Annotated in this window: 21 protein-coding genes; 14 read left to right on the top strand and 7 right to left on the bottom strand. The window is 76.3% G+C overall.

Translation table 11 applies throughout. From position 1 onward, the window contains the following. Positions 1–229 precede the first annotated feature (229 nt). Entirely contained in the window at positions 230–1,789 is a 1,560-nt protein-coding gene (locus AC1050_RS16860; RefSeq protein WP_482388563.1) for a GAF domain-containing protein, read from the top strand. A 228-nt stretch (positions 1,790–2,017) separates the two neighbouring features. On the opposite strand, the gene AC1050_RS16865 is transcribed toward AC1050_RS16860, so the two are convergent. From AC1050_RS16865 to AC1050_RS16875, 3 genes are all read right to left on the bottom strand, one after another. Next, the gene (locus tag AC1050_RS16865; RefSeq protein ID WP_482388564.1) at positions 2,018–3,844 is read right to left on the bottom strand and encodes a hypothetical protein; all 1,827 of its coding nucleotides are present in this window, start codon (positions 3,842–3,844) and stop codon (positions 2,018–2,020) included. 96 nt (positions 3,845–3,940) lie between these two features. After that, positions 3,941–5,182: a hypothetical protein gene (locus tag AC1050_RS16870; RefSeq protein ID WP_482388565.1), complete on the bottom strand. Its 1,242-nt coding sequence runs from the start codon at positions 5,180–5,182 to the stop codon at positions 3,941–3,943. Positions 5,183–5,336: 154 nt separating this feature from the next. Next, positions 5,337–5,720, bottom strand: a complete 384-nt coding sequence (locus AC1050_RS16875) for a phage holin family protein (protein ID WP_482388566.1) — start codon at positions 5,718–5,720, stop codon at positions 5,337–5,339. A 113-nt stretch (positions 5,721–5,833) separates the two neighbouring features. Between AC1050_RS16875 and hisC the strand changes: the two genes are divergently transcribed. From hisC to AC1050_RS16910, 7 genes are all read left to right on the top strand, one after another. Continuing rightward, on the top strand, positions 5,834–6,898 hold the full coding sequence (gene hisC / locus AC1050_RS16880) for a histidinol-phosphate transaminase (protein WP_482388567.1): 1,065 nt from the start codon (positions 5,834–5,836) through the stop codon (positions 6,896–6,898). Positions 6,899–7,010: 112 nt separating this feature from the next. Next, positions 7,011–8,243, top strand: coding sequence for a PP2C family protein-serine/threonine phosphatase (locus tag AC1050_RS16885; RefSeq protein ID WP_482388568.1), 1,233 nt, complete (start codon positions 7,011–7,013; stop codon positions 8,241–8,243). Continuing rightward, positions 8,240–9,859, top strand: a complete 1,620-nt coding sequence (locus AC1050_RS16890; protein ID WP_482388569.1) for a sensor histidine kinase — start codon at positions 8,240–8,242, stop codon at positions 9,857–9,859. The genes AC1050_RS16885 and AC1050_RS16890 overlap by 4 nt, the downstream gene beginning before the upstream one ends. Before the next feature lie 2 nt (positions 9,860–9,861). Then, positions 9,862–10,302, top strand: coding sequence for a response regulator (locus AC1050_RS16895; RefSeq protein WP_482388570.1), 441 nt, complete (start codon positions 9,862–9,864; stop codon positions 10,300–10,302). 251 nt (positions 10,303–10,553) lie between these two features. Then, the gene (pdhA, locus tag AC1050_RS16900) at positions 10,554–11,678 is read left to right on the top strand and encodes a pyruvate dehydrogenase (acetyl-transferring) E1 component subunit alpha (protein WP_482388571.1); all 1,125 of its coding nucleotides are present in this window, start codon (positions 10,554–10,556) and stop codon (positions 11,676–11,678) included. A gap of 8 nt (positions 11,679–11,686) precedes the next feature. Next, a complete protein-coding gene (locus AC1050_RS16905) occupies positions 11,687–12,664 on the top strand; it encodes an alpha-ketoacid dehydrogenase subunit beta (protein ID WP_482388708.1) in 978 nt (325 codons plus the stop codon). A gap of 32 nt (positions 12,665–12,696) precedes the next feature. Then, the gene (locus AC1050_RS16910) at positions 12,697–14,205 is read left to right on the top strand and encodes a dihydrolipoamide acetyltransferase family protein (RefSeq protein WP_482388572.1); all 1,509 of its coding nucleotides are present in this window, start codon (positions 12,697–12,699) and stop codon (positions 14,203–14,205) included. A 36-nt stretch (positions 14,206–14,241) separates the two neighbouring features. Here the strand turns inward: AC1050_RS16910 and AC1050_RS16915 are convergent, their stop codons facing one another. From AC1050_RS16915 to AC1050_RS16925, 3 genes are read right to left on the bottom strand one after another with little or no spacing between them, the layout of a single operon-like run. After that, positions 14,242–14,718, bottom strand: a complete 477-nt coding sequence (locus AC1050_RS16915) for a PPOX class F420-dependent oxidoreductase (RefSeq protein WP_482388573.1) — start codon at positions 14,716–14,718, stop codon at positions 14,242–14,244. Positions 14,719–14,727: 9 nt separating this feature from the next. Next, positions 14,728–15,138 carry an NUDIX hydrolase gene (locus AC1050_RS16920; RefSeq protein ID WP_482388574.1) on the bottom strand — a complete coding sequence of 137 codons (411 nt, stop codon included), beginning with the start codon at positions 15,136–15,138 and terminating at the stop codon, positions 14,728–14,730. A gap of 4 nt (positions 15,139–15,142) precedes the next feature. After that, positions 15,143–15,832 (bottom strand): JAB domain-containing protein, encoded by a 690-nt coding sequence (locus AC1050_RS16925; protein ID WP_482388575.1) that lies wholly within the window; start codon positions 15,830–15,832, stop codon positions 15,143–15,145. A gap of 314 nt (positions 15,833–16,146) precedes the next feature. Between AC1050_RS16925 and AC1050_RS16930 the strand changes: the two genes are divergently transcribed. From AC1050_RS16930 to AC1050_RS16940, 3 genes are read left to right on the top strand one after another with little or no spacing between them, the layout of a single operon-like run. Then, a complete protein-coding gene (locus AC1050_RS16930; RefSeq protein ID WP_482388576.1) occupies positions 16,147–16,866 on the top strand; it encodes a copper resistance CopC family protein in 720 nt (239 codons plus the stop codon). Next, entirely contained in the window at positions 16,866–19,007 is a 2,142-nt protein-coding gene (locus tag AC1050_RS16935) for a bifunctional copper resistance protein CopD/cytochrome c oxidase assembly protein (protein ID WP_482388577.1), read from the top strand. The genes AC1050_RS16930 and AC1050_RS16935 overlap by 1 nt, the downstream gene beginning before the upstream one ends. 12 nt (positions 19,008–19,019) lie before the next feature. After that, positions 19,020–21,146, top strand: a complete 2,127-nt coding sequence (locus AC1050_RS16940; protein WP_482388578.1) for a S9 family peptidase — start codon at positions 19,020–19,022, stop codon at positions 21,144–21,146. A 67-nt stretch (positions 21,147–21,213) separates the two neighbouring features. On the opposite strand, the gene AC1050_RS16945 is transcribed toward AC1050_RS16940, so the two are convergent. Then, positions 21,214–21,501, bottom strand: coding sequence for a hypothetical protein (locus AC1050_RS16945; RefSeq protein WP_482388579.1), 288 nt, complete (start codon positions 21,499–21,501; stop codon positions 21,214–21,216). A 159-nt stretch (positions 21,502–21,660) separates the two neighbouring features. Between AC1050_RS16945 and AC1050_RS16950 the strand changes: the two genes are divergently transcribed. The 3 genes from AC1050_RS16950 (at position 21,661) to AC1050_RS16960 (ending at position 23,256) form a co-directional block, all read left to right on the top strand. Then, positions 21,661–21,888 carry a DUF6458 family protein gene (locus AC1050_RS16950; protein ID WP_482388580.1) on the top strand — a complete coding sequence of 76 codons (228 nt, stop codon included), beginning with the start codon at positions 21,661–21,663 and terminating at the stop codon, positions 21,886–21,888. A gap of 88 nt (positions 21,889–21,976) precedes the next feature. Then, positions 21,977–22,987 carry a chymotrypsin family serine protease gene (locus AC1050_RS16955; protein WP_482388581.1) on the top strand — a complete coding sequence of 337 codons (1,011 nt, stop codon included), beginning with the start codon at positions 21,977–21,979 and terminating at the stop codon, positions 22,985–22,987. Positions 22,988–23,028: 41 nt separating this feature from the next. Then, a complete protein-coding gene (locus tag AC1050_RS16960) occupies positions 23,029–23,256 on the top strand; it encodes a hypothetical protein (protein ID WP_482388582.1) in 228 nt (75 codons plus the stop codon). The last annotated feature ends 54 nt before the right edge of the window (positions 23,257–23,310 follow it).

Below are 23,310 nucleotides of genomic sequence, written 5' to 3' on the forward strand. Positions count from 1 at the left end.
CCGGGTCCTGCGGGTGGTCGACCGGGTGAACGCCGGAGCCGCCGGCGCGGGGCGGCAGGGGCGCTGACCTGCATCGACCCGCGCCGGGGGGTGACGTCCGGGTCACCGCGCCGTCCGGGCCCTCACCCGAACCACTCAGACCGCGCGGGCCGGGACCGATCGGGAGGCCACCCGAGGGGAGGTCGTGCGGAGAAGTCGCATGCCCGGGCGGGCGAGCAAGGGGAACGACATGGCGGGACTGAAGGGGCGACGGGGCCGCGCGGTCGGACCGGCGCAGGAGGACACGGACGTGCGCCGGGAGCTGCGGGCCCTCGACGAGGTCGTGCGCGTGCTCGGCACCATGGCCGGCCGGTCCGGCCTGCCCGAGCTCCTCGAGGTGATCCGCACGCGCCTGGGCTTCGACTACGCCTCGGCGTGGGTCGTGGACCCCGCCCAGGCCGACCTCGCGTTCGTCGCGCAGTCCGGCGAGCTGTCCGCCGAGCTGACCCGGATGACGCCCGGATACCGGATGGCCAAGGGCGTGGGCCTGTGCGGCATCGCCTGGCAGCAGGACGGCGTGCTGCCGGTCGCCGACCTGCGCGAGCACCCCACCAACTGCGTCCGCGGCGAGGCGTTCCTGCGCGGCGGTGCCCGCGGTGCGATGACGATGCCGCTGTGGCACGACGGCGAGGTCGTCGCGGTGCTGGACTTCCTGTCCCGCCAGGTCCGCTCCGAGGGCCCGGACCAGGTGCTCGTCCTGGACGTCCTGGCCCGGACGGTGTCCCAGGCCCTGGCGTCGCAGCGCGCGACCGAGGAGATCGCCCAGGTGGCGCGGGACCAGCAGGCCGTGACGACCTCGGTCGCCCGGGTGGGGGCCTGCCGCGACGAGGAGGAGGCGCTGCGCACCGCCCTCGACACGGTGCGCGAGGAGTTCGGCTGGGACTACGGCTCGTACTGGATCGTCGACCCGGAGGCGCGCGTCCTGCGGTTCCACGTCGAGTCCGGCACCGCGGGCGAGGAGTTCCGCCGCGTGACGCTGGCGGCGAGCTTCGCCGAGGGCGTCGGTCTGGCGGGACGCGCCTGGCGGGCCCGCGACCTGGTGTTCGTCCGGGACCTCGGCGAGCTGACCGACTGCGTGCGGGCACCCGCGGCGCAGCGGGCCGGTGTCCGGTCCGGCGTCTGCATCCCGGTCATCGTCGGCGACGAGGTGCTGGGCACGATGGACTTCTTCACCACCCAGACCATCGAGCTGAGCGACAGCCGGCGCGGCTCGCTGCGCAACGTCGCCCGGCTGGTGTCCCAGCGCCTCGACATCCTGCGCGCCGCGGCACGCGACCGCGGCGCGTCCGAGGCGCTGCTCGGCAGCGTCGCGCGGCTGTCCGAGAGCGCGTCCGAGGCCGTCCGGGTCGCCGAGGAGGCCGTCGCGCAGACCTCGGCCATGGCCGACGAGGTCCGCACCCTGGAGGCGTCGTCGTCCGCGGTCGGCGACGTGATCCGCGTGATCTCCTCCATCGCCGACCAGACCAACCTGCTCGCGCTGAACGCGACCATCGAGGCGGCGCGCGCCGGGCAGGCGGGCCGCGGGTTCGCGGTCGTCGCCACCGAGGTCAAGGACCTCGCCGGCGGCACGTCGACCGCGACCTCCCGGGTCGAGCAGCAGGTCGCCGACATCCAGGCGAACACCGCGGCGGTCTCCCGCGGCATCGAGTCGGTCAGCACCACGATCCGCCGCATGGACGAGGTCCAGGCGCGGATCGGCGAGGTGCTGGACGAGCAGCGCGAGATGGCGCGGTCCTTCCGGGCCTCCTGACCGCCCGGGCCCGGACGCACCGGAGGTCGGCGACGGACCCGCATCCGTCGCCGACCGTCGGTGATCGGGTGGTGCTCCTTTCGACGCGTCGAGCGCCTCGACGCCCCCGGCACCGGAGGGTGTGGTGCGTCGTGTCGCTCGCTGCGGGAGGTCAGGACGTGTCAGCGAGTCCATCGGCCGGCGGAGGTCCCGCACCCGCCGCCGGCCGATGGGATCAGGGGCGGGCGGTCAGCCGAGGACCACTCGCGGGAGGCGGCGGAGCAGGAGCCCCAGGCCGATCAGGCCGGCCGCCGCCAGGGACACCAGGCCGGCGGGGCTGCCGGTCGTGGCCAGAGCCGCGGGCGCCGTGACGCCCACGGAGCCGGCCTGCTCCAGAGCCGAGGCGAGCTCCGCCGCGGCGAGCACCTCCGAGCCGAGGACGGCGCCCGCCACCAGGGCGATGCCGCCGGACGCGCCGGTCGTGCCCGTCGTGCCGGTGCCGTCGCCGGTGACCGGGGAAGCGCCGATGCCGTCACCCGTGATCGGGCCGGAGCCGGTGCCGTCACCCGTGACCGGGCCGGAACCCGGGTCGGTGGTGCCGGGGTCGGTACCGGGGTCCGTCGTGCCCGGGTCGGTGCCCGGGTCCGTGGTGCCGGGGCCCGTGGTGCCGGTCCCCGGGTCGGTCACGGCGGCGTCGCCGATCACGCCGAGGGCGAGGTCGCCGATCGTGACCGGCACCGTGATCGGGAGCAGGACGCCGATGTCGGTCAGCACGCCGTCGGAGTCACCGCCCCCCACCGGGGTCCCGGGCGTGCCGGGTGTCCCGGCAGCGCCGTCGGTGGTCGACCCACCGGTGGAGGTCGCGTCGCCGATCACGCCGAGGGCGATGTCGCCGACGGTGATCGGGGCGGTGACGGGTGCGACGACGTCGGTGCCGGTGGCGATGCCGTCGGCGTCGCCGGTGCCGGCCTCGGCGGTGGGCGTGCTGCCGGACGTGCCGGTGCCGGTGCCCGCGTTCTCGGTTCCGGCGTCGCCGATGAGGCCGAGGGCGATGTCGCCGATCGTCACCGGGATGTGGACCGGCGAGGTGACGTCGGTCCCGCTGAGCACGCCGTCGGAGTCACCCGAGCCGCTCGTGGCCGTCGGCGCGGAACCCGTGCCGACGGTGTCGGAGCCGGTGCTCTCGGTGCTCGCGTCGCCGAGCAGCCCCAGCGCGACGTCGCCGACCGTGATCGGGATGCTGATCGGCGCGGCGGCACCCGTGCCGCTGAGCACCCCGGACGAGTCGCCCGAGGTGACCTCGGCGGCCGGGGTGGTGGCCGGACCGGTGCTGCCGGAGCCGCTGCCCGTGGTCGTGGTGCCGGCGTCGCCGAGCAGCCCCAGGGCCACGTCGCCGATCGTGATCGGGATGCTGATGGGTGCCGCGATGCCGGTGCCGGACGCGATGCCGTCGGTGTCACCGCCGTCGACCGTCGCGGTCGGGGCGCCCGAGGTGCCCGAGGTGTTCGGCGCGCTCGCGGACGAGCCCGTGACGCCGTCCGTCACCGTCGCGTCGCCGAGGACGCCCACGGCGACCGCGTCGACGTCCACCGGCACGGAGACCGGGGCCGCGACGGCGGAACCGGACGCGACGCCCTCGGTGGTGCCCTGCTCGACCGTGGCGGCCGGGGCAGGAGCGGCGGCGGGAGCCGCCTGCGGTGCGGTCGTCGTGCTGGCGTCGCCGAGGACGCCCACGGCGACCGCGTCGACGTCCACCGGAACCGAGACGGGAGCAGCGACCGCGGTGCCGGAGGCGATGCCGTCGGAGCTGCCGCCGCCGACCTGGGCGGCCGGTGCCGGTGCCGGGACCGCGACCGGCGCGGGGGCCGGGGCGGGTGCCGTGCCGGTGACGCTCGCGTCGCCGAGGATGCCGGCGGCGAGACCCTCGACGTCCACGGCGACGTCGACCGGCGCCTCGACGCCGAGGCCGGACAGGATGCCGTCGTTCTCCGCGGCGTGGGCCGCGACGGCCCCGGCGACGACGAGGCCGCCGGTGAGCAGAGCGGTGTGGACCGCCCGTCGGACTGTGGTGTGCATGGTCGTTCCCCTGCTGTGAGTCGGGTGCGCCGGTGTGCGGCGCGGTGGCCCTGGTGCGCCGCGACGGCAGGGATGCCGTCGGCGCGGGGGCCGGACTCAGGCAGGGGAGACGGGGACCTCGCGGGAGCGGAGGGGGAGCTCGACGCGGCCACGTGCCACGGCGAGGAGCCGGGAGCCGCCCAGGACGATCGCGGCGGCGGTGAGGACCGCCAGCACGTCGGGGCTGCTCGGCGCGCGCAGCGGGCTGCCGGAGGCGCCGCTGCCGGAGGGTGCGGGGGCCGGCGGCGCCGGCGGTGCGGGCTGGTCGTCGCCCGTGCCGGCCGCGGCGGCGGACCCCGCGGTGCGGTCGGCGGCGGTTGCGGCGGTGGTCCCGGCGGCACGGTCGTGCGCCGACCCCGCAGTCGCGGCTGCCTCGCCGGCCGGGCCGAGCGTGAGCGCGCGCCACGTCCGGTCCACGCCGGCGGGTGCGGAGCCGGTACCCCCGGCGCCACCCGGTGCGGTGGGCGCGGCGGGGACCGTGGGGACGTCCGGGACGGCGGGCGACGTGGGCACGGCGGGCGGCACGACACCGACCACGACCGGGCGCAGGACGCCGAGCACCGGGTCGAGGACCCTGCCGACCGGGGTGCCGTCCACGGCGCCGACGACGGGGTCCAGCACGCGCTCGGCCACCGGCGTCACGACGGGCAGGAGCACGGGGTGCACCGTGTCGGTGACGGGGTGCAGCACCGGCGGCAGCGCGTGGAGCAGCGGGCCCAGGAGATCGGCCACGAGCGGCGTCACGACGTCGGTGGTCAGCGGGTCGAGGACGGGCGCCAGCGGCGTCGTCGCCTCGGCGACCGGCGCGACGACGTCCTCCGCGACGGTCTCGACCAGCGGCTTCGCGGCGTGCACCACGGGCGCGACGACCTGGTCGGCGGCCGGCGTGGTGACCTGGGCGACCACGTCGACGAGGCCCGGGGCGGCGGGGGTGGCGGGAACCGGGGCGGCCGGAGCGGGCGGCGCCGGCGTCGGGGCGACCGGTGCCGCGGCGGGCGGGGCAGGCCGCGCGGGGGCGGCCGGTGGTGGCGCCACGGCCTGCACGACCGGCGTCACCACGGGCGCGACGACGTGCTCCACCACGGGCTGCGTGACCGAGCCGACCAGGTCGCCGACCCCGCCGAGCAGCGAGGTCACGGGCCCGGGCGCGGGCGGCGCCTCCTGCGCGGAGGCGGCGGGGGCGGCGACGACCATCGCGGCGCCGGCGAGCGTGAGCCCGCCCGCGGCGAGCAGGCCGCGGCGGAGCCACCGGGACGCACGGGAGCGCGCACCGCGTGCGTCGCTCGTGCTCGCCCCCATGGCGACTCCCCCCGAGGTCTCCGGCAGCCGGCCGCACCGTCGTCGGTGTGGCCCGGACCACACCGACGCTAGGAGGGTCGGCGGGCGTCGGCAACACCGGAACTGCTCCGGACGGGTGACACCCGTCCGGTGACCAGCGGGGACGTGCGGCGGATCAGCGGTCGCGGCTGCGGGGGATGGCGACGCTGAGCCCGAACGACACCACGGAGACGATCAGGGCGCCGACGAAGGCGTCGCCGAAGTCCTCGATCCGCAGCCCCCAGGACGTCTGCTCGGTGATCCACGCCGTGAGCATGAGCATGAGGGCGTTGACCACCAGCGTGAACAGCCCCAGCGTGAGGATGTAGAGCGGGATCGAGAGCACGTTCACGATCGGCTTGACGACCGCGTTGATGATGCCGAAGACGAGCGCGACGGCCAGCAGCACGCCGACCCGCCCCCAGGTGGTGTCGGCGCCGACGATCGAGATGCCCGGCAGCAGCACCTCGGCCAGCCACAGCGCGACGCCGTTGATCAGGACCCGCAGCACGAAGCTCATGCGCCGATCCTGCCATCGCGGACCACTCAGCAGCAGCCGGACCGCGGCACGTCGGCCACCCACCCCGTGGGCGGGTGCCGCGGGCCCGGGCCGCGCGGTGGCATCCTGGCGGCGTGAAGCACGTCCCCCTGCGCCCTGCCCTCGCGAGCCTGCCGCCCTACGTCCCCGGTGCCCGGGTCCCGGTCGGCGCGGCGGCGTACAAGCTGTCGTCCAACGAGAACCCGTACCCGCCGCTGCCGTCGGTCGTCGCGGCGATCACGGACGGCGCGGTGGACGTGAACCGCTACCCGGACATGTACGCCACGGACCTGACCGAGGCGATCGCCGAGCACCTCGGCGTCCAGGCCGACCAGGTGGTCGCCGGCTGCGGGTCGGTCGCGGTGCTCGGCCACGTCCTGTCGGCGTTCTGCGACGCGGGGGACCAGGTCGTGCACCCGTGGCGGTCCTTCGAGGCGTACCCGATCGCGGTGACGCTCGCGGGCGCCGTCGGCGTCCCGGTGCCGGTCGGGACCGACGGGCGGCTCGACCTCGGCGCGATGGCCGCCGCGGTCACCGACCGGACCCGCGTGGTGCTGGTGTGCACCCCGAACAACCCGACCGGCCCGGCGGTGCACGCCGACGAGCTCGCGGCGTTCCTGGCGGCCGTGCCGCGCGACGTGCTGGTGGTCCTGGACGAGGCGTACGTCGAGTTCGTCCGCGACCCGGACGCCCCCGACGGCCTCGCCGTGCTCGCCGAGCACCCGAACGTCGTGCTGCTCCGCACGTTCTCCAAGGCCTACGGCCTGGCCGGCCTGCGCGTCGGCTTCGCGGTGGCGCACCCGCGGCTCGCCGCCGGCATCCGCGCGGCGTCGACCCCGTTCGGGGTGTCGCACCTGGCCCAGCTGGCGGGGGTCGCGTCGCTGAAGGCGTCCGACGAGCTGCTGGAGCGGGTCGACCGGATCGTGCGGGAGCGCACCCGGATGCTCGCGGGTCTGCGGGCGCACGGCTGGGACGTCCCGGACAGCCAGGCCAACTTCGTGTGGCTGGGCGTCGGGGACGACGCCGCGCGGTTCGCCCGCGAGGCCGGTGGCGCCGGTGTGCTGGTCCGTCCGTTCGCGGGCGACGGCGTGCGGGTGAGCGTCGGCGAGCCGGAGGCCACCGACGTCGTCCTCGAGGTCGCACGCGACTTCCGTCACTGAGCGGCACCGGGCGGGCGGCGACGTCGCAGGTCACGCGCGTCCGCGCCGCCACGGTCCGGTGGCGCGGCACCGGGCCTCGCCTATGCTGCGACCAGCGCAGAGAGGTGGACGGGTGACCGAGAGCACGACCCCGGACGGGGTGTCCCGTTCCGGCTGGCCCGGACCCTCGGGTGACCTGGCCGACCCGGTCGACGGTCCCATCGCGCTGCTGCTGGTCGAGGACGACGACGGCGACGCCCTGCTGGTCGAGGAGCACCTGGCCGACGCCGGGCTGGACGTCCGCCTGCGCCGCGCCCGCACCCTGGACGAGGCCACCGCGCACCTCGACGTCGACTGCGTGCTGCTGGACCTGGGCCTGCCGGACTCGGTCGGCCTGGGCGCGCTGGAGCGGCTGCTGACGGCCGGCGCCCCGGCGGTCGTCGTCCTGACGGGCCGCACCGACACCGAGACGGGTCTGCGCGCCGTCGCGGCCGGTGCCCAGGACTACCTGGTCAAGGGCGAGGTCGACGGCGAGTCGCTCGGCCGGTCCGTGCGGTACGCCGTGCAGCGCCGCCGCCTGCAGGCCGTGGACCGCGAGCTCTACCGGAGCCTGGTGCGCGCGGAGGAGACGGTCCGCCTGGAGTCCGCGCTGCTGCCGCGCCCGTCGCTGCGCGACGAGCGGCTCGAGGTGTCCGTGGGCTACCGGGCCGGCCGCGACGGGGTGCTCGGCGGCGACTTCTACGACGTCGTCGAGCGGGAGGACGGCACGGTGCTGGCCGTCGTGGGCGACGTCTGCGGGCACGGCCCGGACGAGGCCGCGCTCGGCGCGGTGCTGCGCACGGCGTGGCGGACCCTGGTGCTGGCCGACGTCGCGACGGCGGACCTGCTGCCCCTGCTCGAGCGGGTGCTGCACTCCGAGCGCGCGCGCTCGGAGGTCTTCACCACGATGTCCATGGTCGAGGTGGCGCCCGACCGCGCCACCGTCGACCTCTACCTGGCCGGGCACCCCGTGCCCTTCCTGCTGGGCGGGCCGTCGGGCGACGGCGCCTCGACGCTGCTGCCGACGGACCTGCGCGGCCGGGCGCTCGGCATCCCCGTCGACGGCGCGTGGCGGCCCCGCCGGCTCGAGCTGGGGGAGCGCTGGCGCCTCATGATGTACACGGACGGGCTGCTCGAGGCCACGGTCGACGGCACGCAGGAGCGGCTCGGCAAGGCCGGCCTGCTGGAGGTCGTCGACGGGGTGCTGGGGTCCGACCCCGGGGGCCTCGTGCACGGCACGCTCCGCGAGGTGCGGCGCCGGCACGGCGGCGAGCTCGTCGACGACACCGCCGTGGTCGTGCTCGGGTGGGACGGGGACCGCCGGTGACCGCCACGACGAGCCCGCGCGCGCCGCGGACCCGCCCCCGCGCCACGCTGCGCCGCCGACTCGGCCTCGCGCTGACCGCCGCGGCCGTCGTGCTCGGGCTGGTGTTCGTCGGGTCCGGTGTCGCGCTGTGGCGGATGCTCGACGCGCAGGACCTGGTCACCGACCGCTACTTCCGGGCGATCACCGACGCCGAGTCCGCCTACACGCGGCTGGTCGACGGCGAGACGGCCGTCCGCGGCTACGCCCTCACCGGCTTCGAGGGGACGCTCGAGCCGTACGAGCGGGCGCAGGACGCCACGGCGGCGTTCGCCCGGTTCGCCGACCCGGAGGGCGGCGCGAGCGCGGCGGTGCGCGAGGCCGCCGCGGCCGCCGTCGAGGCCGCCGAGCGGTGGGACGCCGAGTTCGCGCGCCCGACGATCGCCCGGGTGCAGGCAGACGGACCCGCCGGAATCGACCCCGGTGCCGTCGAGGACGGCCAGGTGCTGTTCGACCAGACGCGCGCCGCCGTGGAGGCGTACCTGGACATCCTCGACAGCCGCCGGTCGGAGGCCGCCGCGGACCTGGCGGTCTGGACGAACGTGGTGGTCGGCTCGCTCGTCGCGCTGGTCATCGCCGGCGCGGTCGCCGGTGCGGTGCTGTGGCGCACCCTGCGCGGCTGGATCACCGAGCCCCTGGAGGCGCTCGGCGCGGACGCCCGCGCGGTCAGCGACGGCGACCTGCACCACGTCGTCCAGGTCACCGGGCCGGGGGAGATCGCCGACCTCGCGGCCGACGTCGACCGGATGCGGCTCGCCCTGGTCACCCAGGTGCAGGCGGTCGAGGAGTCCCGCGCGGAGATCGCCGACGCCCACGACCGGCTCGCCGAGCAGACCGAGGAGCTGCGCCGGTCCAACCGCGACCTGGAGCAGTTCGCGTACGTCGCGTCGCACGACCTGCAGGAGCCGCTGCGCAAGGTCGCCTCGTTCACGCAGCTGCTGCAGAAGCGGTACGGCGGCCAGATGGACGAGCGCGCCGACCAGTACATCGCCTTCGCGGTCGACGGCGCCAAGCGCATGCAGGCCCTGATCCAGGACCTGCTCGGCTTCTCCCGGGTCGGGCGGCTCGGCGGCGAGCTCGCCGACGTGCCGCTCGAGGACGCCCTGGCGGCCGCGCTGGACAACCTCGAGAACGCCGTCGAGGAGTCCGGCGTGGTGATCACGCACGACCCGCTGCCGGTCGTCCGCGGCGAGCGGTCGCTGCTGGTGCAGCTGCTGCAGAACCTGGTCGGCAACGCGATCAAGTTCCGCGACCCCGAGCGGCCGCCGGCGGTGCGGATCTCCGCCACGCAGGTGGGAGACTCCTGGGAGCTCGAGTGCCGGGACAACGGGATCGGCATCGACGCGCAGTACGCCGAGCGGGTCTTCGTGATCTTCCAGCGGCTGCACCCCAAGGACGTGTACGAGGGGACCGGCATCGGCCTGGCCCTGTGCAAGAAGATCGTCGAGTACCACGGCGGTCGGATCTGGCTCGGAGAGCCGGACGGGCCCGGCACCAGCATCCGCTGGACGCTGCCCGCCGCCGAGGAGCGGGCGCCGGGCGACCGGCAGCCCGGGACAGCCGCATCGGAATCGGAGTGAACGTGGCACGCAGCAGCAAGGTCATCGACGTCCTGCTCGTCGAGGACGACCCGGGCGACGTCCTCATGACCCGGGAGGCCTTCGAGGACAACAAGGTCGTCAACCGCCTGCAGGTGGTCTCCGACGGCGTCAGCGCCCTGACCTTCCTGCGCAAGGAGGGCGAGTTCGCGGACGCCCCGACCCCGGACCTGGTGCTGCTCGACCTGAACCTGCCCCGGATGGACGGGCGCGAGGTCCTGGAGGCGATGAAGAGCGACGAGCAGCTGCGCAGCATCCCCGTCGTCGTGCTCACCACCTCGGAGGCGGAGGAGGACGTCGTGCGCTCGTACTCGCTGCACGCCAACGCCTACGTCACCAAGCCGGTCGACTTCGACCGGTTCATCGAGGTCGTGCGGCAGATCGACGAGTTCTTCGTCGAGGTCGTCCGCCTCCCCCAGCGCTGACCTCGCCGCCGGCCCGTCGTCCCCGCCCGGGGCGGCGGGCCGTCGTCGTCCCCGGGCCCGCTGCCTCGCTGCGAGCCGGGTCCCGGCGCGCACCCGCGGGCGGGGCGGGGGTTGTCGGGTGTGCACAACGGGGGCGGGCCCGCCTTGACGGGGACCCCGGGGCGGGACCTACGGTTGCGTAGCCTACGCTGGCGTAGGTTCGACCGGCCCCCGAGGACACCGAGGGCATCCCCAGCTCGAAGGAGTACCGCGTGAGCCCCAGCGGTCCGCTCACCGACGACGGTCTGGTCCAGCTGCTCACCCCCGCGGGCGAGCGCGTCGACCACCCCGACTACGGCCCCCGGGTCGCCCACCTCGACCCCGGCGCGCTGCGCGGTCTCTACCGCGACATGGTGCTCGTGCGGCGGTTCGACACCGAGGCGACCGCGCTGCAGCGGCAGGGCGAGCTCGGCCTGTGGGCCCAGTCCCTCGGCCAGGAGGCCGCGCAGGTCGGCTCCGGCCGGGCGCTGGCCCCGCAGGACTACGTCTTCCCGTCCTACCGGGAGCACGGCGTCGCGCACACCCGCGGCCTGGAGCTCACCGAGGTGCTCCGGTTGTTCCGCGGCGTCGACCACGGCGGCTGGGACACCGAGGAGTTCAACTTCCACCTCTACACGCTGGTGATCGGCTCGCACACGCTGCACGCCACCGGGTACGCGATGGGCGTCCAGCGCGACGGCCTGGTCGGGACCGGGGACCCCGAGCGGGACACCGCGGTCGTCACGTACTTCGGCGACGGCGCGACCTCGCAGGGCGACGTCAACGAGGCCCTCGTGTTCGCCGCGGTGAACAACGCGCCCGTCGTGCTGTTCCTGCAGAACAACCAGTGGGCGATCTCCGAACCGACCACCCGGCAGGCCCGCGTGCCGCTGGCCGCCCGCGGCCCCGGCTTCGGCGTCCCGAGCGTGCGGGTCGACGGCAACGACGTGCTCGCGTGCTACGCCGTCACGGCCGAGGCGCTCGAGCGCGCGCACACCGGTGGCGGCCCGACGCTGATCGAGGCGTTCACGTACCGGATGGGCGCGCACACCACGTCCGACGACCCGTCCCGCTACCGGTCCTCCGCCGAGGAGGACTACTGGCGCCGGCGCGACCCGATCGACCGGCTCGAGGCGCACCTGGCCGCGACCGGCGAGCTGCCGGAGGCGTTCCGCGCCGAGCTGGCCGCCGAGGCCGACGCCCTGGGCGAGAAGGTCCGGACCACCGTCCGGTCGTTCGGCCGGCCGGCCACGAGCACGATGTTCGAGCACGTCTACGCGACGCCGCACTCCGTGGTGGACGCCGAGCGTGCCTGGTTCGAGCGTTACGAGGCGTCGTTCTCGGGAGGTCACGAGTGAGCCAGCGGATGACGTTCGCCAAGGCGATCAACACGGGCATGCGCAAGGCCCTGGAGCGCGACCAGAAGGTCATGCTCATGGGCGAGGACATCGGCGCCCTCGGCGGGGTGTTCCGCGTGACCGACGGCCTGGCCAAGGACTTCGGCGCCGACCGGGTGGTGGACACGCCGCTCGCGGAGTCCGGCATCGTCGGCACCGCGATCGGTCTCGCGCTGCGCGGCTACCGCCCGGTCTGCGAGATCCAGTTCGACGGGTTCATCTTCCCGGCGTTCGACCAGATCACCACCCAGCTGTCGAAGATGCACTACCGGTCCCGCGGCCGGCTGAACCTGCCCGTGGTCATCCGGGTGCCCTACGGCGGCGGCATCGGGGCGGTCGAGCACCACAGCGAGTCGCCGGAGGTGCTGTTCGCGCACACGGCCGGCCTGCGCGTGGTCAGCCCGTCCGACCCGCAGGACGCCTTCACGATGATCCAGCAGGCCATCGCGTCGCCGGACCCCGTGATGTTCTTCGAGCCCAAGGGCCGGTACTGGGAGAAGGGCGACGTCGACACCGACGCCGACCCGCTCGCCGCGCCGTCCACGCTGGACGGCGCGCGCGTGCTGCGGTCCGGCACGGACGTCACGCTCGTGGCCCACGGGCCGACCGTCACGACGGCGCTGCGCGTCGCCGACGCGGCGGCGGCCGAGGGGCGCAGCGTCGAGGTCGTCGACCTGCGCGCGATCTCGCCGCTGGACATCACCACCGTCGCGGAGTCCGTGCGCCGCACGGGCCGCTGCGTCGTCGTGCACGAGGCGCCCGTGCTGTACGGCACCGGCGCCGAGGTGGCCGCCCGGGTCACCGAGGAGTGCTTCTACCACCTGCAGGCGCCCGTCCTGCGGGTCGGCGGGTTCCACACGCCGTACCCCGTCGCCAAGCTGGAGCACGAGTACCTGCCCGGTCTGGACCGCGTCCTGGACGCCGTCGACCGCGTGCTCGCGCACTGACCCGACCCCGCACCACCCGAGGAGCACCGCTCGTGCCGTCCTACCAGCAGTTCCGCCTCCCCGACGCCGGCGAGGGCCTGACCGAGGCCGAGATCGCCGCGTGGCACGTCGCCGTGGGCGACACCGTGGCGATCAACCAGACGATCGTGGAGATCGAGACCGCGAAGTCCCTGGTGGACCTGCCCAGCCCGTTCGCCGGGGTGGTCACGCGGCTGCTGGTGGCCGAGGGCGACACGGTCGAGGTCGGCACGCCGATCATCGAGATCGACACCGACCCGGCCGGCGACGCCCCCGCCGACGCGGCACCGGGTGCCGGGCCCGAGGTCCCGGTGCACGGCCCGACGTCCGACGCGGACCCGATCCAGTCGGCGCCCGTCCCGGCCCACCGGCCGCAGGCGCCCGCGGCCGAGCCCGCGGGCGCGACGGAGGAGCCGGGCGGCGCCGTGCTGGTCGGCTACGGCACGGCGGCGGCCCCGACGGCCCGTCGCGCGCGCTTCACCTCCGCCGAGGGCGACCCCGAGGCGGGTGCCCCGCAGCCCGCGCCCGGCCGCGCGGTCGCCGCGCCCCCTGCGCCCGCCGCGCCTGCCGTGCGGCCGGGTGCGACGCCCACCGGCGAGCCCGCCGCCGCGACCGGCGGTCGGCCGCTGGCCAAGCCGCCGGTGCGCAAGCTGGCCCGCGACCTCGGCATCGACCTGGGCTCCGTCGTGCCGACCGGCCCCGGCGGGATCGTCACCCGCGAGGACGTGCTGGCGCACCAGGCCGGCTCCGAGGCCCGCACCCTGGCCACCTACCCCGGCGACGACCAGCCGTGGCTCGCGTCCGGCACCGTCTCGCCCGACGGCCGGCAGACCCGCGTGCCCGTGAAGTCGGTCCGCAAGCGCACCGCCGAGGCGATGGTCACCTCCGCCTTCACCGCCCCGCACGTCACGGTGTTCCAGACGGTCGACGTCACGCGCACCATGAAGCTGGTCGCGAAGCTCCGGCAGAACCGCGAGTTCGCCGACGTCCGCGTCACGCCGCTGCTCATCGCCGCCAAGGCGCTGCTGCTCGCGGTCAACCGGCACCCGGACGTGAACGCGTCCTGGGACGAGGCGGCGCAGGAGATCGTCTACAAGCACTACGTGAACCTGGGCATCGCCGCGGCGACCCCGCGCGGCCTGGTGGTGCCGAACATCAAGGACGCCCACCGCCTCGGGCTGCACGACCTGGCCCAGGGCCTCGCCGGGCTGACCGCGACGGCGCGCGCCGGCAAGGTCACCCCGCGCGACATGGCGGACGGGACGATCACCATCACGAACGTCGGCGTGTTCGGCATCGACACCGGCACGCCGATCCTCAACCCGGGCGAGGCCGCGATCCTCGCGTTCGGCGTCATCCGCGAGCAGCCGTGGGTGCACAAGGGCAAGGTCAAGATCCGGCACGTCACCACGCTCGCGCTGAGCATGGACCACCGCCTGGTGGACGGCGCGCTCGGCTCGCAGGTGCTGGCGGACGTCGCCGCGGTGCTCGAGGACCCGGCGCAGGCGCTGGTCTGGGGCTGACGGCGCGGATCCCGGCGGCCCGGCGGTCCGGCGCGGTCAGCCGTCCAGGCGCGCCGCGACGTCGGCCGGGAACCCGCCGGTCGCGATCGGGCTCCACCGGGTCGGCGTCACGCGGATCAGGCTCTTGCCCTGCACCCGCATCGCCGCGCGGTACTCGTCCCAGTCCGGGTGCTCGCCGGCGATGCACCGGTAGTAGTCGACCAGCGCGTCCTCGGCCTCGGGCATGTGCAGCACCTCCGCGTCGCCGTCGACCTGCACCCACGCGTCGTTCCAGTCGTCCGACAGCACGACCACGGACACCCGGGGATCGCGCTCGGCGTTGACCGTCTTCGCGCGGCCCGGGTAGGTGGAGACGACGATGCGGCCCTGCTCGTCCACGCCGCCGCTCACCGGCGACACCTGCGGGCGGCCGTCGCGCCGCGTGGTCACCAGCAGCAGGTGGTGCCGCGGCCGGACGAAGTCGAGCAGCTCGGGCAGGTCGACGGTGCGGTTCGTCGCGATGGATCGGGCCATGCCCCGACCCTAGGCCGCGCCCCGGCCGGCCGCCTGCGCCAGCAGGTCGACGGTGAGCGGGGCGAGCGGCAGCAGGGCGGCCTCGGCCGGGGTGACCCAGACCGCCTCGGCGATCTCGGCGGCGGCGACCGCGTCCGTGACGCCCTCGACGGCGAACACGTGCGCCTCGAGCCGGTGGCCGGGCTCGTTCGCGGCGGCGGCGTCCCGCACGCCGAGGTCGCGGACCCGCGCCGGGCCGACGACGACGCCCAGCTCCTCGGCGACCTCCCGGACCACCGCGTCGCGCGGGTGCTCGCCGGGCTCGATCTTCCCGCCGGCCTGCATGAACGCGGCCGTGCCGCGCTTGCGGACCAGCAGCCACCGCCCGGCGTCGTCGACGATGACCGCGGCGGCGATCCGGATCAGGGGCGGGTGGGTCACGCGCTCATCCTGCCCGCACCGGCAGCCCGGTGGTGACGCTGGTCCACGCCCCGCCCGCCAGCACGAGGTGGTCGACCAGCCGGACCCCGCAGTGCGCCGCGGCGTCGGCGACCGCCTCCGTGACGGCGAGGTCGACCGCGTGCGGGCTCGCGTCGTCCGCGTCGTGCCGGTGCGCGAGCGCGACGGTGACGCCGCCCCGGCGCAGGGTCTCGGCCAGCACCTCCCGCACCGCGAACGGGGTCGCGTGCGCGGCCGCGCCCGGCACGACCACCGCGCCGAGCAGGCGCGAGGCGCGGTCGCCCGCGACGGCGACCACGCGCCCGTCGGCCGGTCCGCGCAGCAGCGGGGCGGCGAGCCGTGCCACGTCGGCCGGCGTCCGGACCGTCTCGCGCCGGTCGCTCGACGAGCCGAACCGGCGGGCCAGCGCGAGCGCGGCCGTCACCCGGGTGGCCTTGGCCGGCCCGACCCCGGGCGTGCGCAGCAGGTCGTCGAGGCCCGCCCGCGCCAGCCCGGTCAGCCCGCCGTGCGCCACGAGCAGCTCGTGCGCGGTGTCGAGCGCGCTGGACCCCCGGCGTCCGGACCCGAGCAGCAGCGCGACGAGCTCGACGTCCGAGAGCGCGTCGGCGCCCAGGCGCAGCATCCGCTCGCGGGGTCGCCGGCTCGGGTCCAGGTCGGCGAGCATCGGGGTCCTCACCTCCTCGACCCTAGGGGCGCCGCTGCCGGCGACCGCGGTTGTCCACAGGGCCGGTCCCGCACCACTGTCCCCCCGCCCACCGACACGCACCCCGCCGGCCCGTCGGCACCAGTCCCCCGTGCCACCCGCCCCGCAGCGGTGAGGTCGTCACTTCCGTGCGAGGTCGTCACGTGCACCTGACGACCTCGCGCTGAAGTGACGACCTCGTGCCGCGACGCCGCCCACGCCCCCGGCCCACGGTGCCCGCAGGGCCCGGGTGATCCCCGCCACCCCGGGCGCGGACCGCTCGCCGCCCGGGTGATGATGGGGGAGTGATGTCCTCCGAGCACGACGTGCCCGCCCCTCCCGCCCGCCGCGCGACCGCCCGTGCCCGCGCCGCCGCGCCGCCCGCAGCGTCCACGGCCGCCGGCCGCGCGCTCGCCGTGCTCGCCGCCCTGCTGCTGGCGCTCGCCGCGCTCCTGGTCGTCGCGCCGCACGCCTCGGCGCACAACTCGCTGCTGGGGACGGACCCGGCGGACGGCAGCACCGTCGCCACCCCGCCGACGCACATCACCCTGACCTTCGACCAGCCGGCGCAGGCGCTCGGCACCGAGATCGTCGTGCTCGGCCCGGACGGGGCCACGGTCAGCACCGGTGACGCCGAGCTGGTGGACGACACGGTCGCCCAGGCGCTCGCCGCCGACCTGCCCGCCGGCGCCTACACCGTGCAGTGGCGCGTCACCTCCGCCGACGGCCACCCGCTGTCCGGCGAGCTCGCCTTCACCGCGACCGCGGGCGCCGCCCCGGCCGTCACCGCGCCGGTCACGCCGGAGCCGATCGAGCCGACGGGCGAGCCGACCAGCAGCACGCAGGCCGTCGAGCCGTCCCCCGAGACGACCGTCTCGGACGCCGAGGAGCTCGCGGAGGACGAGGGCGCCGGCCTCGCGGCGGGCGCGGTCGCCGCGGTCGTCGTCGCGGTGCTCGCCGTCGCCGCGATCACCTGGTTCGTCGTGCGCGAGCGCCGCCGCTCGAAGGACGGCCGGACGGAGGACTGATGGCCCCGAGCGTCGCAGCACCGCGGGTGCCCGCCGGACCGCGCCCGGCGCGCACCGGCCGCACCCCCGAGGGCCCCGGGCGCTCGGGGGGGCCGGCACGTCTGGCCGCGCTCGCCGTCGCCGCGCTGGCGGCGGTCGTCGCGGGCATGGCCTTCACCGGCGCGGCGGCGCCCACCGCGCTGCGCGACCCCGGCGCCCTGGTGCGCTGGGGCCTGCCAGTCGCGTCGACGGCCTCCGAGCTGGCCGCCTCGGCGACCCTCGGCGGTCTCGTGCTGCTCGCGACGGTGCTGGTGCGCCGGTCGGACGGCGCGGTCGTGCGGGCTGCGTCGGGGATCACCGCCCTCGCGGCCGCGGTGTGGACGCTGGCAGCGGTGGTGGACCTCGTGCTCACCTACGCGAACGTCGCCGGCCTGCCGCTGACCGACCCCGCGTTCGGCGGGGAGCTCGGCCAGTTCGTCACCCAGTTCGAGCTCGGGCGCGTCCTGCTGTTCGTGGCCGTCGCGGCCGCGGTCGTGACCGCGCTCGCGCTCATGACGACGTCGCCGGTCGGCGCGGCCTGGACCGCCCTGCTCGTCCTGGTGGCCCTGTGGCAGTCCGCGCAGACCGGGCACGCCGCCGGCGCGGCCAGCCACGACCTGGCGACCTCGTCGATGTTCCTGCACCTGGTCGGTGCCGCGCTCTGGATCGGCACTCTGCTCGCGCTGTCCCCGCTGGCGCACCGGCTCGGCCCGGACCTGGCGCCGGCGGTCGCGCGGTTCTCGGTGATCGCGGCCTGGTGCTTCGCCGCCGTCGCGGTGTCGGGCACGGTGAACTCGGTGGTCCGTCTGGGCTCCTGGTCCGACCTCGGCACCCGGTACGGCGTCCTGCTGCTGGTCAAGATCGTCCTGTTCGGGGTGCTGGGGCTGCTCGGGCTCGCGCACCGGCTGCGGGTGGTCGACCGGCTGCGCGGCGACGAGCGGACGCCCGCCACCTGGCTGTTCTGGCGCCTGGCGCTCGTCGAGCTGACCGTGATGGGCGCCGTGTCCGGCGTGGCCGTGGCGCTGGGCTCGTCCCCGCCGCCGGTCCCCGACGAGCCGATCGCGGACCCCACGCCCGCCGAGATCGTCACGGGTCACCCGCTGCCCCCGGAGCCGACCACGCTCAGCTGGATCACGCAGTGGCGCTGGGACGTGCTGCTCGCGTGCGCCGCCGTGGCCGGCCTGGTCGTCTACTGGCGGTGGGTGCTGCGCCTGCGCCGCCGCGGCGACGCGTGGCCCTGGGCCCGCACCGCCTCGTGGACGGTCGGCATGCTGCTGTTCTTCTGGACCACGTCGGGTGGCCCGGCGATGTACGGGCACGTGCTGTTCAGCGCGCACATGGTCGAGCACATGATCCTGGCGATGGTGATCCCGGTGCTGCTGGCGCTGTCCGCCCCGGTCACCCTGGCGCTGCGGGCGCTGCCCGCGCGTGCGGCGCGCTCCGGCGGCGCGGCACGCGGCGGCCCGGACGGGTCGCGGGGCCCGCGGGAGTGGCTGCTCGGCCTGGTGCACAGCCGGGTCGGGCGGTTCTTCGCGAACCCCGTCGTGGCCGCCGTGAACTTCGCCGGCTCGATGATCGTCTTCTACTACACCGACGTGTTCGCCTGGGCGCTGAGCTCCGGCGTCGGGCACTACGCGATGGTCGTGCACTTCTCCCTCGCGGGGTACCTGTTCGTCAACGCGCTGGTCGGCATCGACCCGGGCCCGACCCGGCCCGCCTACCCGCAGCGGCTGCTGCTGCTGTTCGCGACGATGGCGTTCCACGCGTTCTTCGGCGTCGCGCTGACCACCGGCGACGTGCTGCTCGTCCCGGACTGGTTCGGGCTGCTGGGCCGCGAGTGGGGCCCGTCGGCGATCGAGGACCAGCAGCGCGGCGGCGGCGTCGCCTGGGGCATCGGCGAGCTGCCGACCCTGGCGCTGGCCGTCGGCGTGGCGCTGGCCTGGTCCCGGGACGACGACCGCACCGCGCGGCGTCGCGACCGCAAGGTCGAGCGGGACGGCGACGTCGAGATGGACGAGTACAACGCCATGCTCGCGCGGCTCGCCTCGCGCGACGGCGCCCCGGCCCGGCCCGCCGCGGACCGCCCTGCCCCCGACGCCGGCACCGAGCGCCTCGAGCCGTGATAGGACGGCGGGGTGACTGACGCCGCCGCAGAGCCCACGCCGCCACCGACCCCCTTCCACGACCTCGACGCCTACGTCGCGCTGCCCCGGGTGTCCGGGCTGGCGCTGTCCCCGGACGGCACCCGCCTCGTCACCGCGGTGCAGACGCTGGACGCGAAGCGCACCAGGTACGTCACCGCGCTGTGGGAGGTCGACCCCGCCGGGGACCGCCCCGCGCGCCGCCTGACCCGTTCCGCGAAGGGCGAGTCCGCCGCGCGGTTCGCGGCCACCGGCGACCTGCTGTTCACGTCGGCCCGGCCCGACGCCGACGCCGAGCCGGACGACGACCAGCCCGCCGCGCTCTGGCTGCTGCCCGCCGACGGCGCCGAGGCCCGCGTCGTCGCGAGCCGCCGGGCCGGGATCGACGGCGTCGTCGTCGCCGAGGACGCCCCGGTCGTCGTGCTGGCGTCCGACGTCCTGCCGGGCGCCGCGGACGACGCCGAGGACGAGCGCCTGCTCGGGGTCCGCAAGGACACCAAGGTGGCCGCGATCCTGCACACGTCGTACCCGGTGCGGTACTGGGACCACGACCTCGGCCCGGCCGCCCCGCACCTGTTCGCCGCCGACCTCACCACCGTGACCACCGCGGCGGCCGCGCCCGGGGCCGGTGCCCCCGCGCCGCGCCTGGAGCTGCGGGACCTCGCACCCGACGCCGGCCCCGCGCTGCAGCACCAGGACGCCGTGCTGTCCCCGGACGGCCGCACCCTGGTCACGTCCTGGACCCGGCCGGGCGCGCGGGGCGCGCTCCGCCAGCAGCTGGTCGCGATCGACGTCGCGACGGGTACCCGCCGGGTCCTGGTCGACGACACGGCTGCCGACCTGTCCGCGCCGGTCGTCTCGCCGGACTCCCGTCGCGTCGCCTACGCCCGCGAGACGATCAGCACCCCGACCGCCGCACCGCGGGTCGAGCTCTGGGTGGCGGACCTGGAGGGCGACGGCCCCGGCACCCGCGTGGCCGCCGGCTGGGACCGCTGGCCGCACGAGGTCGTCTGGACCCGGGACGGTGCCGGCCTGCTCGTGCAGACCGACGACCTCGGCCGGGGGCCGGTCTTCCACGTGGCGCTGGGCACCGACGCGGTCACGCGCGTGACCGCCGACGACGCCGTGTTCGGCGACCTGCGGCTGAGCCCGGACGGGCGGACGCTCTACGCGCTGCGCACGTCCTACGCCGCGCCCGCGCACCCGGTGCGGATCGACCTGGCGGCGGCGCTCGCGTCGGGCGCGCCGGTCGAGGCCGTGGCCCTGCCGGCCCCGGCCCCGCTGCCGGAGCTGCCCGGCACGCTCACGGAGGTGACCGCGACGGCCGAGGACGGCGCCGAGGTCCGGGCCTGGCTCGCGCTGCCCGAGGGCGCGTCCGCGGCGTCCCCGGCCCCGCTGCTGCTGTGGATCCACGGTGGTCCCCTCGGCTCCTGGAACGCGTGGTCGTGGCGCTGGAACCCGTGGATCATGGCCGCGCGCGGCTACGCGGTCCTGCTGCCCGACCCGGCGCTGTCGACCGGCTACGGGCAGGACTTCGTCCAGCGCGGCTGGGGTGCGTGGGGCGCGGCGCCGTTCACCGACCTGATGGCCGTCACCGACGCGGCCGAGGCCCGACCCGACGTCGACGCCTCGCGCACGGGCGCGATGGGCGGGTCGTTCGGCGGCTACATGGCCAACTGGGTCGCCGGCCACACCGACCGGTTCCGGGCGATCGTCACGCACGCCAGCCTGTGGGCGCTCGACCAGTTCGGGCCGACCACCGACCACGCGTTCTACTGGGAGCGCGAGATGACGCCGGAGATGGCGCTCGCGAACTCCCCCCACCTGTCGGTCGAGAAGATCAGCACCCCGATGCTGGTCGTGCACGGCGACAAGGACTACCGCGTCCCGGTCGGCGAGGGCCTGCGGCTCTGGTACGAGCTGCTGTCCCGGTCCGCGCTGCCGGCCGACGAGGACGGCCGCACGCCGCACCGGTTCCTGTACTTCCCGGACGAGAACCACTGGGTGCTGACGCCGCAGCACGCGAAGGTCTGGTACCAGGTGGTCGACGCCTTCCTGGGCGAGCACGTGCTGGGCCTGAGCGGGGACGACCTGCCGCCGCTGCCGGAGGCGCTGGGCTGAGCAAGCCACCTGGACAACCCCGGGGTTGCACGACCGTACGGTTGCGCGACCCCGGGGTTGTCGTCGTTCAGGGCAGCTCGAGCAGGAACCGGAACGGGGCCAGCAGCGCCCGCCCGAGCGTCCGGGGGACCGACGTGCCGGTGTCCCGCGAGACGACGACGGTCGTCACGACGGCGGCCGTCATGCCGAGCACGACCAGCACCACGCCCGCCCAGGCGAGGGCGACGGGGACGCCCACGACGAGCTCGGCGCCACCGACGGCGGCGGCCGCCACGAGCAGCACGAAGGTGACGAGCAGCCACCGCGTCCCGCGACGGCTCGGCGACCCCGCGGGGAGGCTCCGGTCATCGGGCACGCGGCATCGTCGCACGCGCGGCGGCGCGCCCGGGCGGCGCGCCGGTGCCGTCACCCGTTCGGGCGGGTACGGCGCTCGACGCGCGTGATCAGGGCGTCGCCGCCAGACTCGGTGCTCAGACCCGGGCACCCCGGCCCCGGGCGGTGGAAGGAGTCCGGCATGGGCATCGGCGGCGGCATCGTCCTGATCGTGATCGGCGCGGTCCTCGCGTTCGGCGTGAGCGACAACCTGGCGAACGTGGACCTCACGGTGATCGGGTACATCTGCATGGGCGCGGGCGTGCTCGCGCTGATCCTCGCGCTGGTCCTGACCCGGCAGCGGGCGAACACCTCGCACCGCGAGGTCGTCGAGCGCTACGACGGCCGCACCCCGCCCCCCGCGGCCTGAGGCGCACCGGGCCCGTGCGGCCCGTGTGGGTGGTCGGCGTGACCATGGGTCCGCCGGCCACCGAGGGCCCGGCCCCGGGGGAGGACGCATGGACCAGGACGAGGCACGCCGGCTCAAGCAGCAGCTGGTCGGCTACCTGCAGGACCTCGCGCAGCACGGCGTGGTCGCCGCGGCGGCGGACGACGGCGAGCCCGGCCGGGCGGCCGTCGCGCTCGGCCTCGCACCGCGCACCGACGGCTCGTACGGGGTCGCGGTCCGGTACCGGCTGGGTCTGCCCGGCGTCCGGAGCGTCGCGCGACGGGTGGCGGAGCAGGTCGGACCCGCGGCCGACGTGCGGCGCACGGGGCGGATCCGCCCGCTGCGGACCGTCCCCGCGCCCCGCCCGCCGGTCGTGACGGCCCAGGCGCTCGGGGAGACGGGCCGGGTGCGCCCGCTGCGCCCCGGCGTCTCGATCGCGCACGTGGACGTCAGCGCGGGCACCCTCGGTGCGTTCGTCACCGTCGACGGCGCGGTGCACGCCCTGTCGAACTACCACGTGCTGGCCGGCTCCCCCCGGGCGCACGCCGGCGACGCCGTCCTGCAGCCCGGCCCCGCGGACGGCGGCACGGCACCGGCCGACCGCGTCGGCGTGCTCGCCGCCACCGTGCCCCTGGCCCCGGGTCGGGTCGGCACCGTCGACGCGGCGGTCGCCCTGCTCGACGACCCCGAGGTGGACCCGACGTACCCGGTCGGCGCCATCACCACCACGGCGGTCGCCGTGGGCGGCGAGCAGGTGGCCAAGATCGGGCGGACCACCGCCGTCACGCAGGGCCGGGTCACGGCGATCGAGCTGGACGAGGTCGTGGTCGGCTACGGCGAGGAGCTGGGGGAGCTGCGGTTCGACGACCAGATCGAGGTCGAGTCCACCGGCACCGGCCCGTTCTCCCGCGGCGGCGACTCCGGCTCGCTGGTCTACCGCGCCGACGGCGTGGCCCTGGGCCTGCTCTTTGCAGGCTCGGAGACCGGGGGCGAGAATGGCACCGGGCTGACGTACGTCAACCCCATCGACGCCGTGCTGACGGCGCTCGGCGCCCGGCTGCTGGGTCCGCCCGCCTCCTGACGCGCCGGCCGCGCCGGTGCCCGGCACGAGGCGCGGAGGCGGTGGCGCACGTGGTCGACATCGACCGGGCCCGCTCGGCCAAGCAGCACCTGCGACGGGACCTCGACGGCCGGTCCGGGGTGCGCGGCATCGGCCTGGCCCGCGGGGAGGACGGCTACCGGCTGCAGGTCAGCGTCGCCTCGGCCGCGGACGCCGCGGCGGTCCCGGCGGCCGTCGACGGGGTCGCGGTCCGCGTCCGCGTGGTCGGCGCCGTGCACGCCCAGGCCTGACGGTCCCGGACGGCGGACGCGGCGGCATACCGCGGCGCCGCGTGCTGTTCACTA

It is taken from the genome of Cellulomonas sp. NEAU-ZC6 (assembly GCF_056844425.1).

Excerpts from the sequence above, each read along its gene's own strand:
- AC1050_RS16860 (WP_482388563.1), top strand. The coding sequence starts at position 230 with ATGGCGGGACTGAAGGGGCGACGGGGCCGCGCGGTCGGACCGGCGCAG.
- AC1050_RS16865 (WP_482388564.1), bottom strand. The coding sequence starts at position 3,844 with ATGCACACCACAGTCCGACGGGCGGTCCACACCGCTCTGCTCACCGGC.
- AC1050_RS16870 (WP_482388565.1), bottom strand. The coding sequence starts at position 5,182 with ATGGGGGCGAGCACGAGCGACGCACGCGGTGCGCGCTCCCGTGCGTCC.
- AC1050_RS16875 (WP_482388566.1), bottom strand. The coding sequence starts at position 5,720 with ATGAGCTTCGTGCTGCGGGTCCTGATCAACGGCGTCGCGCTGTGGCTG.
- AC1050_RS16905 (WP_482388708.1), top strand. The coding sequence starts at position 11,687 with ATGACGTTCGCCAAGGCGATCAACACGGGCATGCGCAAGGCCCTGGAG.
- AC1050_RS16915 (WP_482388573.1), bottom strand. The coding sequence starts at position 14,718 with ATGGCCCGATCCATCGCGACGAACCGCACCGTCGACCTGCCCGAGCTG.
- AC1050_RS16930 (WP_482388576.1), top strand. The coding sequence starts at position 16,147 with ATGTCCTCCGAGCACGACGTGCCCGCCCCTCCCGCCCGCCGCGCGACC.
- AC1050_RS16935 (WP_482388577.1), top strand. The coding sequence starts at position 16,866 with ATGGCCCCGAGCGTCGCAGCACCGCGGGTGCCCGCCGGACCGCGCCCG.
- AC1050_RS16950 (WP_482388580.1), top strand. The coding sequence starts at position 21,661 with ATGGGCATCGGCGGCGGCATCGTCCTGATCGTGATCGGCGCGGTCCTC.
- AC1050_RS16955 (WP_482388581.1), top strand. The coding sequence starts at position 21,977 with ATGGACCAGGACGAGGCACGCCGGCTCAAGCAGCAGCTGGTCGGCTAC.